Here is a 14414-nt window from a genome sequence, read left to right on the forward strand (position 1 = left end):
GGCATTCGAGTTGAAGGCAATCGTTGCCGAGACCGCGTTGGCAACCGGCGGAGCCACATTTGCCACAGTAATTGTAACAGTATCCAGTTTGAAGAATGGGCAGTTACAATCCGAACTGGTGCTGCTCTCCCTCGCCACAACGTCGAACGTAAAAGTTCCGGCAGCAGTGGGTGTCCCTGTCAAACCGCCGTTTGATGCAAGACTAATGCCTGGAGGCAATGTCCCACTTCCGGGATTGACTTCATAAGTATATGGCGCGATGCCGCCAGTGGTTGTGATTGATGCTGTACTTGGTTGCCCCACGGCCATGCTGTGACTGAGCGGCGCCGTCGTGAGGATTGGATTGGCGACAGTCACCCCGTAGGATTTCTGTGCAGTCGTACCAACACTATCAGTTGCCTCGACAACCAGTGTATGCGCGCCTCGTTCAGTTGGGGTCCCTGAGAGAGTGCTGCCACTGAGGGTTATCCCTGGCACGCCACCAGATACAAGCGAGAATGTATAGGGCGCAACACCACCACTTGCCGAGAGTGTTTGGCTGAAGCTGACTCCCGCACGCATGGAGCCGAGGGAGCCCGGCGAAATAGTCATTGTTGAGGCAGGTCCGATCGTGACAAAAACCTGTATCTGCTGGGCTGAAGCGCCTGCGAGGACGAAGCTGTCGGACGTTGCGACATCAGCGCCGCCATTGTGCGAATATTCAATCAGCCCTGAATTGATATTCAGAACAGTTATTGTTCCATGCGCCGGTTGCGTGAGGACGGAAGGATTATTCAGGCCAAAGGGATCGCATGTAACTGTAAGCTGTGTTGAACCTCCATGGGCCACTGAAATATTGTAGGGGCCGCAGTTCTGCGCCGAAGCGGGAGCAGTGAACAGCAAGCCCGCGCCGAAAGCGATGAGAAAAACCACACAGATGGCAAACAAGGTGCCCGGAACATAACTGATCCGGCCTCCAAAAGCTGATAATTTTCCCATATCCCCCCACTTCGCCGTCGGCTAAGTATTTTGTTTGGCCCCAAGTACAGTCCGAATCGCCCTAATATACCGCAACGGGGAATATCAAATAAATCTGATATCTCACCGCCACCGATTGAATGTCATTTCAGTAAAAAAAGTCAATCTATTCTCGACAACACCTGCAATAAATCATAGATGCGTGTCTAAATGGGTGGACGGTGACTTTTCTCAAAGATGAATATGGCTTCAAAATATCATAATAATAATACAAATATATTTTTGATATTAATTCATGCTAATAATCTATAAACAAATTAAACATTACGATGAACAGCAACAGCAGAGGAAGTATTTTACTGGTATTGCATCGGCGTGTCGAACAACAGCATGGTTTTATCAGAAGAATCCCTATGAAAGACATAAACTAAAAGAATTGTGATTCTTTTTTAAAGTATCGACAAAAGCGAATGTCCTTCAGTTGCCACCCCTAGAAGCCTTGCACCTGTCAAAACAATCACCGTCGAACATACCCCTTACGGCCGCGTACAAACAGGGAAGTTGTCAGAATCCTTCCTTTGAAAATGCCGTTAATAGGCTAATTTTCATCGATTTGGATTGTAGCGCATACGTCTACAACTCTTATTAAAGTCTTGTATTGAAATGATTATTCACTAACCGCGTTGTACCGAGCACGTACTGTGTTGGAGAACGTGTAGGGCATTCGCGTGGTATCAAACTGCCAAGCAGATTAAGGTTCAAGAATCTAAGCACGCTTGCGGATGTGATGGCTGCTTAATCGACACGTGTCGATAAGGCTGGCAGGCGGAACATTTATCAACTTCCCGAACAACCAGAGTACCTCGGACTGGTGCACCTTATACCGACGAATGATAGAAGGTTAAGCCGCCTGCTTCTCCTCGGCAGCTTCCTCCGCCGTCTTCTCAAATCTTTTGCGAAATTCCTCGACCTCTTTCTCAGTCAAGTGCTCAATCCCGATGAAGTTACTTTTCGCCTCGCTTGCGCCAATAAGTTCATCAAGCTTTGCTTGGATCGCTACGCCGTCACGGTACTGAGTGTGTGGATAAGGAAGATCACAATCGTTCGGATGTTGACGAACAGCTGCCAGGTTTTGGAAAATCCAAATACCGGACCTGTAATTGCCCAGCCGAGCACAGACGCGACGCATATTATGAATGTGACGGGATGACCGGCCCGCTATGGCAACTTTGTTCACTAACTTGGTAAAACTCTTGTTCAGGGGCATGGCGACACCTGCAGCTCGGTTCATTCAACTAATTAAACGCGGTCAGTCTCATGAAGTTTCTGATTTGCGCACGCGAAAGGAATCTTCTTTGAGTAAGGCTGTTGAATGTCTTGCTGTCAGAGGCGTTGACACTTCACTGACTGCAGGCTCGGCCCCTCGCTCCCGCGAAGAAGTTGAGGTTGGAGCCACAAAATTGAATTCAGAGGAGAAACCAGTGGCTTTCTCAACGTTTCAAGAACTTGGATACGGCAGCGCTCACTCGCAGTTATTGATCGAAGCTCACCGCCTGGCTTCCCACGCTTTGAACCGTCATCCCCACAACCACGAACATAGCAGCCGATTGGCCACGACCATCATGAACTTCTGTGACCGGGGAATTAAAGATCCGGGTGTTCTCAGCACGCTGGCGGTCAACCGCGAAAGGGCGCTGGAGCGGAAACAAGAAAAAGACATTCGCACCGCCAAGCGCCGTATCAAAGAACAAAAGAGAAGAAGCAGGGCAACGGGAAGATCGGACGACCTCTTGTGTCAAGAATAGGTCGTGCAGCCTTTCCTCCACCTTGAACTTTCATTGGGAGCAAACGAATGAGCGGCTGTTACTTTGATCTGTTAAACGGTGATGGCCCGACGAAGGATGAGGAAGGCATCCAGGGAAAACAGAGGTAACCGGTTATATGCGCCGCATATTGGCGGACTTGTTACGAAGGTGCGGCAGCACCATTTGGTCGGAAAGGGTCGGCTTGACTGCAGGCGTCCCCTCGAGAGTTGCCACCTCCTCGACAATCCGGCCAGGATTCAATGTCTTCAAAACCTCGATTTGCTGTACCCGCGAGTCCGATGCGCGACGATCAGCAAGGTTGATAATATTTCCGACTTGCTGACCTTCGATTGCGGCATGAGGAGCATCGACAAAGCTGGTCAGCCCTTCAGACAGCCAGTGATAACGTCTTGCCTGCCGACTATTCCCATTCATTCCCTGCTGGACAACCACCCACTTTCCATCATCAGCAACGATGAAACCGTGGAGATAAAGATCAAATCCGTCCTGCAAGGCGGCACTGTCGACTTTTGCGACCAGTCTGCTTGCCTGTCCCAGAGCTCTTGCGTCAATTCCTACACGCTCTCCAATCGCATTCAGCTCCGAAGGCGTTTTTCGCGAGTGAGAGCCGCGCCCGCCGCAAACATGAATTCCCAATTCATGCGACATTGGGGTAAGGCCACGTTTCAACGCGCCGATCACACTGGTTGTGATACCTGAGGAGTGCCAGTCCATGCCCATCACTGCACCAAAGGACTGAAACCAGAATGGGTGAGAAAGCCGACGTAAAAGTTCATCCCGGCCGTAATGGTGAATGATCGCTTCGCACATAAGTGCTCCGAGCTTAGTCATCCGATCGCCAAGCCAGCGGGGAACCCGTCCTCCGTGCAGCGGTAAATCCGCACTGCCAGCTCGTCTTGCCATTAATTGCTATAACCCCTCTGTTCCAATCCGTTGCGCAAGACGCTCTAAGGTGGAATGTGGTGACAGTGGTAATGAAACACAACTTCCATGGCATTTGCATGAATTACAAAAACTGACCCGAATTTTGGTTGTATCGGAACATTAGATTGGCGGATGGGTTTTCTGTCCCGGAGGACATATCATGCCAAAGCAAATCAGTGGCGGTTGTTTATGCGGCATCGTCAGATTTCATTTAGCTGAAATCGAGCGAACTCATCTTTGCCACTGTGACATGTGCCGACGCGCCACAGGTAGCGCATTTGCGGTTTTAAGTTGGGTTAAATCGGACAAGCTCAGATGGATGTCAGCCCTGCCAAAACAGCGGCGTTCGTCCCCCTTGGCGACCAGAAGTTTTTGTGGCGATTGCGGAACGCCGATCTCCCTGAATTACGATGGATCGGATGAGGTCGGTATATACACTGGGACACTGGACCAACCGGAAAGGGCAATTCCCGCTTACAATTATAATTCTCAATCTCGTCTACCGTGGGTTACATGTGGCAGGCGGCTTCCCAACCAAGCAGGGACAGAGGATTGGTAATTTCAATCACGGGATGGCGCTGGAGCGCAGCCGCGCCACCTCCTTTTATAAAACGATGCCTTATCGGCGGAACCGCATCCTTGCAGGGGGGTTGAGTGTGAGGCGGCCGATCTAACGCCCACCCGGAGGCTCTAAAAAAATGAAAAAATTGCTGAAGAACAATGGTTTGACAATTGTGTTGACCCTCGCCTTTCTGGGTAGTTTGCTCGGAATGTGTATCTCAGGCTGGTACCAAGAGAATGCTGAGCTCATCAGCCATGGTCTGCCTCCCCTAACTTTGCTCGGATATACCATGGATGAGTCTTTCCTATCGGCTCTCTTCGAAAACTGGGAAAGCGAATGGCTGCAAATGTCATTCTACGTCATGCTGACTGCCTTGCTGTTCCAAAAAGGGTCTGCGGAGTCGCGTGATCCAGATGAAGCCTCAACAGCCGAGGACAAGTTGACGGCCAAGTCGTATCCTGTTTGGCTAAGACGTTCTGCGATGGGCCGATGGATCTATCGCTATTCTCTGGGCCTGGCCTTGGCCATATTATTTTTAGCCTCCTTCGTCGGGCATCTAATAGCCAGTTCTGCGTCCTACAACACCCAAGCCACCATGCACCACGAAGCCACGCGCAGTGTGATTGAACATTTTGCGAGTTCCCAGTTCTGGTTTGAGTCTTTCCAGAACTGGCAGTCAGAGTTCTTTTCGACCGCCATGCTGGTTGTTCTGTCCATCTTCCTGCGTTTCAAGGGCTCGCCTGAGTCTAAGCCTGTATCCGCACGAGACAGTGAGACCGGAGCTTAGGCGAATATATTTTCCTCTTGCGAGGGAACCAGTCTCTCCAACCAAGGTTAAGACTGCAAAGGAACCAGCATTATGCAAAACAAATCAGTCGAAGACCTCTACAATGATGGCTTGAAGGAAATCCTTTATGCCGAGCGTAAAATTCTGCAAGCCCTGCCTAAGATGTCGGCGGCTGCAACTTCGGACAAGTTGACAGCTGCATTTGATAAACACCGAAAGGAGACTGAAGGGCATGTCAGTCGCCTCGAAAAAGTTTTTGCAACATCGGGTCAACCCGTGGTGGCAAAGACCTGCGCAGGCATAGATGCGATAATTGAAGAAGGCGAACTAATCATTGCCGAGTATAAAAGCAGCCCCGTTCTCGATCTCGGCCTTGCCGGCGGTGCGCAGGCGGTCGAGCATTATGAGATCGCAAAATATAAAGCTTTGAAAAAGTTGGCGGCATCTCTCGGTAACTCAGATGCTGCCGAATTGTTGGATACCACTCTACAGGAAGAAATGCAGACCGAAGCCGATCTTGACGCACTTGCCGATGCCTTGGACGGTTCCAGGGTCAAGCGCTGATCACCACGAATTCCCGCACTAGACTATAGAGGGACTACAATGCCCAAATCTTCGAAAAGTTCGCCGGCAGATAACGCAACGATCCATGATCAAAAACTCCATCGCGGTCCGGGTGGAGAACTGCATCAGCTGGCATCGACCGACACTCCAATACTCACGACGGCGCAAGGTGGCCCGGTAGCGGATGATCAAAACTCGCTGAAGATAGGAGCACGGGGACCAACTGTGCTTGAGGACTTCCACTTTCGTGAAAAGATTTTTCATTTCGATCATGAGCGCATTCCCGAGCGCGTGGTTCATGCACGTGGCTATGGTGCTCACGGATTTTTTGAAACCTACGAATCCTTGGCCCAGTACACGCGGGCCGACCTGTTTCAAAGGGCGGGCGAACGCACCCCCGCTTTCGTCAGATTCTCGACGGTGGCTGGCAGCAAGGGTTCCTTTGATCTGGCACGAGATGTCAGAGGTTTTGCCGTCAAAATCTATACGCAGGAAGGCAACTGGGATCTGGTCGGGAACAACATCCCGGTGTTCTTTATTCAGGACGCTATAAAGTTTCCGGATATGGTTCACGCGGTAAAGGAAGAGCCGGACCGCGCTTTTCCGCAGGCGCAGTCAGCGCATGATAATTTCTGGGATTTTATCAGCCTGACGCCCGAAAGCATGCACATGATCATGTGGACAATGTCCGATCGCGCCATTCCCCGTTCATTCCGGTTCATGGAAGGGTTCGGGGTCCACACCTTCCGACTTGTCAATGCGAAGGATGAGTCGACTTTCGTCAAATTTCATTGGAAGCCGAAGCTCGGACTGCAATCCATCGCCTGGAACGAGGCGGTTAAAATCAACGGTGCCGACCCTGACTTCCATCGCCGTGACCTGTGGGATGCAATCCAGTCGGGAGCGTTCCCTGAGTGGGAGCTGCAAGTGCAACTGTTCGATCAAGAATTTGCCGATAGCTTTGAATTCGACATTCTGGATTCAACGAAAATCATTCCCGAAGAAATACTTCGTCCTATCCCCGTTGGCCGTCTCGTTTTGGACCGCATGCCGGACAACTTCTTTGCAGAGACCGAACAAGTCGCCTTCATGACCCAGAACGTCCCTCCCGGCATCGATTTCTCAAATGACCCATTGCTCCAGGGACGTAATTTTTCTTATCTGGATACACAGCTGAAAAGGCTCGGCGGGCCCAATTTCACGCATATTCCCATCAACGCTCCAAAATGTCCTTTTGCTCACTTCCAGCAGGATGGGCATATGGCAATGCGCAATCCAGTTGGGCGGGTAAACTATCAGCCAAATTCATGGGGTGAAGGCCCAAGAGAGTCACCTGATAGAGGATTTCGCTCATTTGCTGACGTGGAGTCCGGCCAAAAGGTAAGGCTGCGTGCTGAATCCTTTGCAGATCACTACAGCCAAGCCCGTCAGTTCTTCATCTCGCAAACTTTACCGGAACAAAAGCACATAATCGCCGCTTTGACCTTTGAACTCAGCAAGGTAAAAACTCCGGTGATCCGTGAACGGATGGTTTCGCATCTTTTGAACATAGATGAGACACTGGCATCAAAGGTCGCCAAGGGCCTTGGTCTGAAAACTATACCTGTCGCCGCGGAAGCGGCCGTTCCCACACGTCAGGATCTTGACCCTTCTCCTGCGCTCAGCATTGTCAAGAACGGGCCCCAAAGATTTGAGGGTAGAAAGCTCGGAATTCTGCTGACCGACGGATTTGATATGACGCTACTGAAAGATTTGCAAAAGGCAGTAATAGCCCAGAAAGCTGTTTTCGAGGTCATCACACCGACGGTCAGCGGAGCCACGGCGTCTGATGGAACGTTTGTAGAAGCAGATCAAATGATAGATGGCGGCCCGTCAGTTCTATATGATGCTGTGGCTCTGCTGCCCTCAGAGCAAGGCGTCAGAGAATTGGTCAAGGAATCGACTGCCCGTGATTTCGTGGCCGATGCTTTCACCCATTGCAAGTTTATCGGCTACAACGCATCAGCAGTTAACTTGCTCGACAAGGCTGGAGTTTCGGGTCAACTCGATGAAGGCGTCATACAGCTGAACGGACCGGACGATATCGCGAAGTTTATCATGCAGCTTGGAAAGTTGCGCATCTGGTCACGCGAACCAAATGTGAAAATGCATTAGCAAAACAATCTTACGGAGCGCAGTGCACTCCGTCTTTGAAAATGATTCCAGATGGAACTAATCCATCATCAGAGCATTAAAATATCAGCTGTGTGAGCTTAAACATTCGTGACTTGACAGGTCATTACAGGAGGTTTCCCATAGGCCGCGGTATTCTTCTATAGTTACTCGGAATTCCGATTCCAATCATCATTCTCCTCTTTTTGTTATGCGATAGGAGAACATCATAATCCGGGAGATCAAAACCTCTTGGCCAACGACAAGGGCGATCCTTGCAATTGGCAAGATACATGCATCATGCACAAAAATGAAAGCTGTCAGGCAACGTTCCTTTGAAAATGCCGATAACAGCCCAATTTTTACGAGTTTCGATTGTAGCGCAGATGGCTACAATCTCACTCAAAGCCTGTTGTGGCGGCTTATAATAAAAATGAAGGATCACAGTGCAGTTGGTTATCCTTCTTGTTCCGAACAGTTCACGATTTGGCAAGGGCAGGAACAACAGCGGCCAAACGAACGAAAACTGCGTTCGCACCCCAAGCAGATATTCAACATGATCCGAGCCAATGACCTCTTCTTTGACGCTGTCGAAATGAAGCGAAATGCCCGCATTCAAACGATCCTGCCCAACATCGGAAACGCCATGGTTTCGCAACGTCAGGAGTATGCAGGCATCTCCAATGCAATACGGTCGTAAGTGACGTGAGGGATAAGCTTGCCGCCCTCACCCTTTTCCAACTCAACCAAACCGTATCGCTGCATCGTTCGTAATGTTCTGCTTAGATTTGATTTTGCTCGTCCCGACATCGTTTCCAACTCCGCAATCGATGCTGGCTTTTGTTTAACGATCGTCTCAAGGAGAGCCCGATTTCGATCGGACAAAACCTTTGCGAGGCTTTCGATGGACGTGAACCAGACTTGGGGATCGTTCTTTTTCGGCTTAAGTTGCCCTCGAGCAATCGCCATGGTCCGGCTCTTCATCGTCTCATAGCTTGCGATACCAACGTGAAGCGTCTTCGTCATTTGATCACTCCTACCTCTTTCAAAACGCCATCGACGTCGCTCCAGAAGTCTTCCAGTAATGTGGCAGTGTCGCTGTACTCATACGGCCTCAATGTCCGGAAACGGTGTTTGTGGTCGTACTTTTGCGTCGCTTTGCGGCTGGCCCACTCACTGCTGAGATCGCGTGAGCATTGTCAAAGCCTACCAGCCGTTCCCCACTTGGTCCGTGTAACGTCAATGAAGAGCGCAACCCGTGCCGCCGTTGCGGCGTGGCCGTGACTGCTTTGACGGCGAATTTGACCCAATACGTCTCGCCGACAAACATTGTTTGGCCGTCCAGATCGAGCAGGGTATCAAGACTCGTATCACGCGCACTCATGCCAACCTGTTATCCTTTAGTGATAACCGCAGCAAGTTCAATATCTCATGGGATTCCTTAGGAGGCATTATGCTCAAGCAGTTGTACCCGCAAAGTTAGAATGCATCTGTTTCTGCAAGGTTGGAATGTCACACTCCCAGGATCCGGGATTGATTGCGATGAGCAAAAGTACACAGTCCGCGATCGGCTCTATCTCGGTCATTCAATGACACTGGTCAGCAATCACTAGCACCGCAAACTTGTTTAGCTCAACTATCAAGGAGCAAATCGATGGCTCATTGGAAAGCTAACTTTTAATCCCACCGTCTTGAAGGAATCTGGACTGAAAGCCATCGTCTAAGCGCCGCAGTCAGGCCGCTTCCAGACACCAGGTTTAATATTATGCTAGATATCGCTCTGTCAGCCGCGCCCACATTGCTGCGCCGACGGTAAGGCTTTCATCCGAGAAATCATATTTGTCGCTATGCAAAATTGGCGAATTCACGCCATTACCAAGACGCAGGAAACTTCCCGGCTTATGTTGCAGAAAATGTGAGAAGTCCTCACTGCCCGGAATAAGAGGGCAGATTGAAACCTTATCCGCGCCAACCAATTCCTCGGCCACGGTCCGCGCAAATCCGGTTTCCGTTTCCGAATTCACGACAACCGGGTTGCCCCGCGTATAATTGATATCCGTCTTTGCTCCAAACCCATCGGCGACGGCACTTGCCAGTTTGGTGATGCGCGCCTCCAGAAGGTCACGGATTTTCGGATCAAAAGACCTTACGGTGATAAGCAATCTTGCGCTTTCGGGAATGACATTTGCCACCTCCCCGCCATGTATCGCTCCGACCGTTACAACCGCTGTTTGCGTGGGATCAATATTGCGGGAAACGACCGACTGGAGAGCAACCACAATATTGCAGGCAATCACGACCGGATCAATTGTCAGATGAGGGCGCGAGGCGTGACCGCCTTTGCCGTGAACCTTTATCTCGACAGTATCGGCTGCCGCCATAAGCGGACCTGAGCGCATCAACCATGTCCCTTCCGGTGCACCCGGATGATTGTGCAGGCCAAAAATCGCGTCAAAGGGGAACCGTTCAAAAAGACCATCGGCGATCATTGCCTGCGCACCACTCCATCCTCCTGCTTCTTCGGCAGGTTGGAAGATGAGGTTCACTGTTCCGCTGAAACGGCGTGTCCGCGCGAGATATTCGGCTGCTCCCAGCAGTACTGTCGTATGGCCATCGTGACCGCAGGCATGCATCTTTCCCGTAAACTTGCTGGCATATGGCTGATTGGTTTGCTCTTCGATCGGCAAAGCATCCATATCCGCCCGAATGGCAATGCTCTTGGTTCCCGCGCCTACGGTCAGACGGGCGACCACGCCATGACCGCCGACATTGCGGGTGACCTCATATCCCCAAGCCTCAAGCTTTTCTGCAACGAAACGCGCAGTTTCGGCCTCCTCGAACGAAAGCTCAGGATTGGCGTGAAGGTGATGCCGGATCCGGGTCATTTCGCTTTTCATCGAGTCAAAATCGGCAAGGCGAGCAAAGTCATTAGCAGGTGTCATGATCATTCCGGTGATTTGGGGATAAAACCACCCTGGAACGGGTGGCGCTTTTTCGATGCGGATAGGCTAAATGAAGCGCGAAAGGAAGCTTCTCGTTCTCGGGTGCTGAGGATTACCAAGAACATCTTCCGGCTTTCCGTGCTCAACCACTTTGCCATCATCCATGAACACGACGCGATCAGCCGCTTCGCGGGCAAACCCGATCTCGTGGGTCACAACGATCATTGTCAGCCCTTGGTCTGCCAAATCGCGCATGGTCGCCAGCACTTCACCGACAAGTTCCGGATCGAGTGCAGATGTCGGCTCATCAAAGAGCATCAACTTTGGCTTGATTGCCAGCGCACGGGCGATAGCTACGCGCTGTTGCTGTCCGCCAGACAATTGCCGCGGATAGCTGTCTTCCTTTTCCGAAAGGCCAACCCGCTTCAAAAGTTTTCGCGCGTTTTCAGCCGCTTCTTTGCGGCTCTCGCCATGAATACCAACAGGTGCCTCCATAATGTTCTGTAAGGCTGTCATGTGCGGATAGAGGTTGAACTGTTGGAAAACCATGCCGATCTTGCGTCTTTGCAGGGCGATGGAATAATTTGACAACCGTTGCAGCCGGTCCTTGTGGAGCTTATACCCTATCTGCTCGCCATCCACTTCAATCGACCCTCGATTGATTGATTCCAGATGGTTGATGCAGCGCAGAAAGGTGGATTTACCTGAGCCCGAAGGCCCGAGAACAACCACCACTTCACCCGGCGCAACATCAAGGTCAATGCCTTTGAGAACTTCCAGTTGCTCATAAGATTTGTGCACATTTCGCGCTCTAACAAGCGGAGCTGTATCGACGATTGCGTTCATTGTGCCATCTCCTGCGCCACGTTACGGGAAGGCACGGCAGTCGCCGCTGGAGCGTCGTCCCGCGCCGCCTTACCGGCTCCCGATTGGCGGTCGCCACGGCTGTAATAGCGTTCGATATAACTCTGCCCGATATTCAAGACCGACGTGATGAGAAGATACCAGATGACAGCAACAAGCAGCATCGGAACAACTTCAAAGGTACGGTTGTAAATCGACTGAACGGAATAAAGCAGATCCGCCATCGCAATAACGCTGACAAGCGACGTTGCCTTGATCATGCTGATCAGCTGGTTGCCGGTCGGCGGAACAATTGAACGCATAGCCTGAGGTATGATGATGCGACGGAGCGCGCGGGCACGCGTCATGCCGAAGGACTCCGCAGTTTCAAATTGTCCCCGGTCGACCGATAGAAGGCCGCCGCGAATAATTTCGGCCATATAAGCCGCTTCATTCAGGGCAAGTCCTGCGATCGCAGCAGTCATCGGGCTGATTACCGAATTGGTATCCCAGCTCATGAAGGTGGGTCCGAACGGAATGCCGATCGATATTGTGGGAAATAGTGTGGAGAGATTGTACCAGAAAATCAGCTGCACAAGCAGCGGTGTTCCTCGAAAGAACCAGATGAAAAGCGAGGCCAATGACTTGGCCAGCCCGTCCTTCGACATCCTTGCAACGGCAAGGAGCAAGCCGACGGCGATGCCGATCACCATTGCGACAACCGTCAGGCCGAGCGAGACGTAAAGCCCGCTTATCACGGTCGGATCGAAAAAATATTCCGCAACGACCGGCCATCCGAAATTATCGTTCTTGGCGACCGACCATGCGCAATAGGCTGCAATTGCCAGGGTCAGGAGCCAGGCGGCAAAGCGCCCTTTTGGAAACGGAACGTGGGCCTCGGCAACGTCCTTTCCGATGCCGCCGCCGGGCGGCATCAATCCTTCATCAACTCTGCTCATTTCGGCAATGTCCCGCCAAGATTTATACCAGGCTCCTTGAGCATATTGTTCTCAAGGCCCCATTTTTTCATGATCGCTGCATAGGTGCCGTTGTCCATAAGCACTTTTATAGCATCACGCAAAACTGGCCCGAGCGGCGAGCCTTTCGGCACAACCGCGCCTTGGTAGAGGTTCTCAAAACCGTTTTTTTGACCAACCCCGGTCAATTCAAGCTGACCATTGGCTTGGGTAACGAAATAGGTAAGCGGTGCTTGCGACGAGAAGAATGCGTCGGAACGCTTCGAACGCACTGCTAAAATGGAACTTGGTTGGTCGGTAAACGACTGAACCTCAATCGGCTCCTTGCCATCCGTTTTGCATTTCTCGGCCTGAACCTTGATCACCTTTTCAGCCGAACCACCCGCCATCACAGCAATGCGCTGCCCGCACGCGGAATCCAGCGAAGTTATCGCTTTCGGATTGCCCTTCTGCACGGCGAAAACCACAAACTCCTGAACCCAATCGACAAAATCATTGGCCTCTTCCCGTGACTTGAAATCACCAACCGGGCCGAACGCGAACTGATAACGGCCGGAATTGACGCCCGCCAGAAGAGCAGGCAACCCGCCGACAGTCGCGTGTTCGATCTTGACTCCAAGTATTTGACCCAGCGCATCCGTCAGGTCTGCACTTGCGCCCGTCATTTCCGTTCCTGTTACAATTTCATAGGGCGGGAACGATCCGTTGTTGACGGATATCATTTTTCCAGCCGAGCGAATATTTTCGGGCAGTTTGGCGTGGAGTTCATCATTTACCGGAAGCTTGGTGGCATTTTCTTGCGCCAAAGCAGAGCCGCAGATCATTACACTCGCCAGTGCGAGACAGGCTAAATTTTTATGCAACATGTTCATTCCCCTTTATTTTCATTTTCATTTTTGCAATGGCAATGCTGGTATCACTGCCATCAATGTCGAGCGGAAAAAGTAGCTCCGGCAAAAGCCGCTGCGGGAGAATCCCTTGGGTATAAAGTTCATCGATGAAGCCCTTTATCATCGCGTGATTTTCGGCAAAGCCGCTCGCATTCCAGCCCGCCGGCAGATCGGAGGAGCACCGGAGAAGCTCATCGAACATCCACGGCGTTGTCTCGGCATATTTACGACGCTTGTTTAGCCAGACACGTTGGGATTCATCGATCAGATTGCTAAGCTCGGGGATGATCCACGGATGCTCGGCCACAATATCGGCTTTGATGCCGATAAGGTGCATGCCGGGAACATAGCCAACCTCATCAAAATAATGCCGCTCAGCACTCCGAAAATCGGCGAGAACCTGCCGGAAGGAGGAACCTTCTGAAAAAAAGCCATCCGGCATAAAGGGCGTGAAGATCGCATCCAGTTCGCCATCCACCAACATGTCGACCATTGGTTTTTCGCCGGGTGCGGCTTCAATCCTTCCGGGGCGGCCAAAGCCATCGAGACGATCGGTAATTGGATGAGCCGCTGTCAGCCTGCCCGCATACCACATTGCATCTTCAACACCTACGCCTTCCCTGCGAAGCGCTGCCCGCGTCCACGTATTGCCAGAGTCACGCCAGCCAGTGACCCCGATACGTTTACCCGCAAGATCGGCCAGTTTTCGAACTGGACTGTCTTTGGTCGTGATGATGCAGCGGTGCCTGAAACCCCGCATGATGAAATTTGGAATGCCGACTATGCTTTTATCGCCTTCAAAGCACAGCTGGGTGAAACGGCTGAAGGACACTTCCGCGGCGTCATAGGCGTCGCTCTTTCCCACATGCGGAATCAATGTGCCTACGCGATCAACCTCGATATCAAGTTTTGGCGAGGTCACGTCCCCTAAAACGAGAGGGGTCATATAATCCCAATCCCGGAGAGCAAGACGAAGGGTAATCGGCATAGA

Annotated in this window: 15 protein-coding genes and 1 pseudogene; 5 read left to right on the forward strand and 11 right to left on the reverse strand. The window is 51.4% G+C overall.

Annotated features, from left to right (window positions below; genetic code table 11):
• On the reverse strand, window positions 1-978 hold a 978-nt coding region (locus tag AC6CHM_RS21335), incomplete at its 3' end, for a putative Ig domain-containing protein (protein WP_498174695.1).
• Between the two features lie 880 nt (window positions 979-1858).
• On the reverse strand, window positions 1859-2224 hold the full coding sequence (locus AC6CHM_RS21340) for a low affinity iron permease family protein (RefSeq protein ID WP_498174697.1): 366 nt from the start codon (window positions 2222-2224) through the stop codon (window positions 1859-1861).
• On the opposite strand from AC6CHM_RS21340, the gene AC6CHM_RS21345 reads away from it, so the two are divergent.
• Window positions 2223-2762 (forward strand): hypothetical protein, encoded by a 540-nt coding sequence (locus tag AC6CHM_RS21345; protein WP_498174699.1) that lies wholly within the window; start codon window positions 2223-2225, stop codon window positions 2760-2762. The genes AC6CHM_RS21340 and AC6CHM_RS21345 overlap by 2 nt on opposite strands.
• Window positions 2763-2897: 135 nt before the next feature.
• Here AC6CHM_RS21345 and AC6CHM_RS21350 read toward each other — a convergent pair.
• Window positions 2898-3686, reverse strand: a pseudogene (locus tag AC6CHM_RS21350) (DUF763 domain-containing protein); the annotation flags it as partial.
• 181 nt (window positions 3687-3867) lie between these two features.
• On the opposite strand from AC6CHM_RS21350, the gene AC6CHM_RS21355 reads away from it, so the two are divergent.
• The 4 genes from AC6CHM_RS21355 to katE all read left to right on the forward strand — a co-directional run bounded on the left by AC6CHM_RS21355 (window position 3868) and on the right by katE (window position 7774).
• Window positions 3868-4266: a GFA family protein gene (locus AC6CHM_RS21355; RefSeq protein WP_498174701.1), complete on the forward strand. Its 399-nt coding sequence runs from the start codon at window positions 3868-3870 to the stop codon at window positions 4264-4266.
• 139 nt (window positions 4267-4405) lie between these two features.
• Window positions 4406-5056, forward strand: coding sequence for a DUF6766 family protein (locus AC6CHM_RS21360; RefSeq protein WP_498174703.1), 651 nt, complete (start codon window positions 4406-4408; stop codon window positions 5054-5056).
• Between the two features lie 72 nt (window positions 5057-5128).
• Window positions 5129-5620, forward strand: coding sequence for a YciE/YciF ferroxidase family protein (locus AC6CHM_RS21365; protein ID WP_498174705.1), 492 nt, complete (start codon window positions 5129-5131; stop codon window positions 5618-5620).
• A 39-nt stretch (window positions 5621-5659) separates the two neighbouring features.
• A complete protein-coding gene (gene katE, locus AC6CHM_RS21370; RefSeq protein ID WP_498174707.1) occupies window positions 5660-7774 on the forward strand; it encodes a catalase in 2115 nt (704 codons plus the stop codon).
• A 295-nt stretch (window positions 7775-8069) separates the two neighbouring features.
• Here the strand turns inward: katE and AC6CHM_RS21375 are convergent, their stop codons facing one another.
• The 8 genes from AC6CHM_RS21375 to AC6CHM_RS21410 form a co-directional block, all read right to left on the reverse strand.
• Window positions 8070-8390: a hypothetical protein gene (locus AC6CHM_RS21375; protein WP_498174709.1), complete on the reverse strand. Its 321-nt coding sequence runs from the start codon at window positions 8388-8390 to the stop codon at window positions 8070-8072.
• Window positions 8391-8431: 41 nt separating this feature from the next.
• Entirely contained in the window at window positions 8432-8797 is a 366-nt protein-coding gene (locus tag AC6CHM_RS21380) for an HVO_A0114 family putative DNA-binding protein (RefSeq protein WP_498174711.1), read from the reverse strand.
• A gap of 88 nt (window positions 8798-8885) precedes the next feature.
• Complete coding sequence (locus tag AC6CHM_RS21385) at window positions 8886-9155, reverse strand: hypothetical protein (RefSeq protein WP_498174713.1); 270 nt, start codon at window positions 9153-9155, stop codon at window positions 8886-8888.
• A 379-nt stretch (window positions 9156-9534) separates the two neighbouring features.
• Window positions 9535-10713 carry a M20 aminoacylase family protein gene (locus AC6CHM_RS21390; RefSeq protein ID WP_498174715.1) on the reverse strand — a complete coding sequence of 393 codons (1179 nt, stop codon included), beginning with the start codon at window positions 10711-10713 and terminating at the stop codon, window positions 9535-9537.
• A 66-nt stretch (window positions 10714-10779) separates the two neighbouring features.
• Window positions 10780-11559: an amino acid ABC transporter ATP-binding protein gene (locus AC6CHM_RS21395; protein ID WP_336441692.1), complete on the reverse strand. Its 780-nt coding sequence runs from the start codon at window positions 11557-11559 to the stop codon at window positions 10780-10782.
• Window positions 11556-12515: an amino acid ABC transporter permease gene (locus AC6CHM_RS21400; RefSeq protein ID WP_498174718.1), complete on the reverse strand. Its 960-nt coding sequence runs from the start codon at window positions 12513-12515 to the stop codon at window positions 11556-11558. Before AC6CHM_RS21400 ends, AC6CHM_RS21395 begins: the two co-directional genes overlap by 4 nt.
• Window positions 12512-13399, reverse strand: coding sequence for an ABC transporter substrate-binding protein (locus AC6CHM_RS21405; RefSeq protein WP_336441690.1), 888 nt, complete (start codon window positions 13397-13399; stop codon window positions 12512-12514). The genes AC6CHM_RS21400 and AC6CHM_RS21405 overlap by 4 nt, the downstream gene beginning before the upstream one ends.
• The gene (locus tag AC6CHM_RS21410; RefSeq protein WP_498174720.1) at window positions 13389-14411 is read right to left on the reverse strand and encodes an ABC transporter substrate-binding protein; all 1023 of its coding nucleotides are present in this window, start codon (window positions 14409-14411) and stop codon (window positions 13389-13391) included. Before AC6CHM_RS21410 ends, AC6CHM_RS21405 begins: the two co-directional genes overlap by 11 nt.
• Window positions 14412-14414 lie beyond the last annotated feature (3 nt).

Source organism: Phyllobacterium sp. GQ127 (assembly GCF_059758635.1).